At 35.5% G+C, this 1,307-nt stretch carries 2 protein-coding genes; both read left to right on the forward strand.

Features of this window, described 5'->3' with window-relative positions; all coding sequences use genetic code 11:
• The first annotated feature begins 115 nt into the window (after positions 1-115).
• Entirely contained in the window at positions 116-472 is a 357-nt protein-coding gene (locus tag Q0340_RS06605; protein ID WP_298082647.1) for a GtrA family protein, read from the forward strand.
• A 1-nt stretch (position 473) separates the two neighbouring features.
• On the forward strand, positions 474-1,307 hold an 834-nt coding region (locus Q0340_RS06610; protein WP_298082648.1), incomplete at its 3' end, for a glycosyltransferase family 2 protein.

Below are 1,307 nucleotides of genomic sequence, written 5' to 3' on the forward strand. Positions count from 1 at the left end.
TTATCATAGTGGCCAGTATTGATTTATTATTTAATTTAATCCCTATTATTGGAGTTGAGCCTATAAATAATGCTATATTTACATCAGTTAATATATACAAGAAAATAAATTAATCATGCTTTTAATTAAATTTCTCCTTGTCGGAATTCTAAATACTACTTTCGGGTATGGGCTATTCGCCCTTTTTATCTATTTGGGTCTATATTATCCTCTTGCCGTATTGTTTTCTACGATACTAGGCGTATTGTTTAACTTTAAAACTATGGGCAAGCTGGTATTCGGTAGAAGTGATAACGGTCTGATATTTAGATTTATGCTAGTTTACATCATTACTTATTTTTTAAATATATTTTTTCTATGGCTTTTCAAGTGGCTTGGATTTGATAATATGTATATAAGCGGTTTTGTGCTTTTGATCCCGCTAGCTGCGGTATCATTTTTATTAAATAAATTTTTCGTCTTTAGGAGATGATATGAAAAAGATCAGTATAGTTACCGCCTGCTTTAATGAGGAGGAAAACGTAGAGGAGGTCTATGCGCGCGTAAAAAAAGTTATGGGCGAATTTCTGGAGTATGCCTACGAGCATATATTTATCGATAATGCTTCGACCGATAGAACAGTTGAAATTTTAAAACGCCTTGCAAACGATGATAAAAATTTAAAGATCATCGTAAATTCCAGAAACTTCGGGCATATCAAATCGCCAACCTATGCGCTTTTGGGCGCAGACGGAGATGCTGTTATCTCTATCGTAGCCGATTTGCAAGATCCGCCTGAGATGATATCAGAGTTTATAAAAAAATGGCAGGAGGGCAACGACTTGGTTTTGGCTATTAAGCGAGATAGCGAGGAGCGCGGCGTGATGTTTAAAATCAGAGAGTGTTATTACGAGCTCTTATCAAAACTATCTGAGATCGAAATTTTTAAGAATTTTACCGGCTTTGGACTTTTTGATAAAAAGGTCATCGCGGCTCTTAGACAGATGCATGATCCGTATCCGTTTTTTCGAGGAATGCTCGCGGAAGCCGGTTATAAGGTAGCTAAGATCCCCTACGATCAACCGGTAAGAATTAAAGGAGTTACCAAAAATAACTTCTACACGCTTTATGATATGGGGATACTCGGTATAATCTGCAATTCCAAAGTACCACTTCGGCTTGCAACCTTTATAGGTATGATAACGGGTATTTTAAGTATAATAGTAGGACTTGTGTATTTTATACTTAAGTTAATTTATTGGGATGAGATGAACGTAGGCATTTATTCTCAAATCTTCTACCTTTATTTCATATTTACTTCTTTCAAT

This window comes from uncultured Campylobacter sp., assembly GCF_938045595.1.
Taxonomy (GTDB): Bacteria; Campylobacterota; Campylobacteria; order Campylobacterales; family Campylobacteraceae; genus Campylobacter_B.

What these genes read in the sequence shown, in the direction of transcription:
- Q0340_RS06605 (WP_298082647.1), top strand. Translation starts at nt 116, where the DNA reads ATGCTTTTAATTAAATTTCTCCTTGTCGGAATTCTAAATACTACTTTC.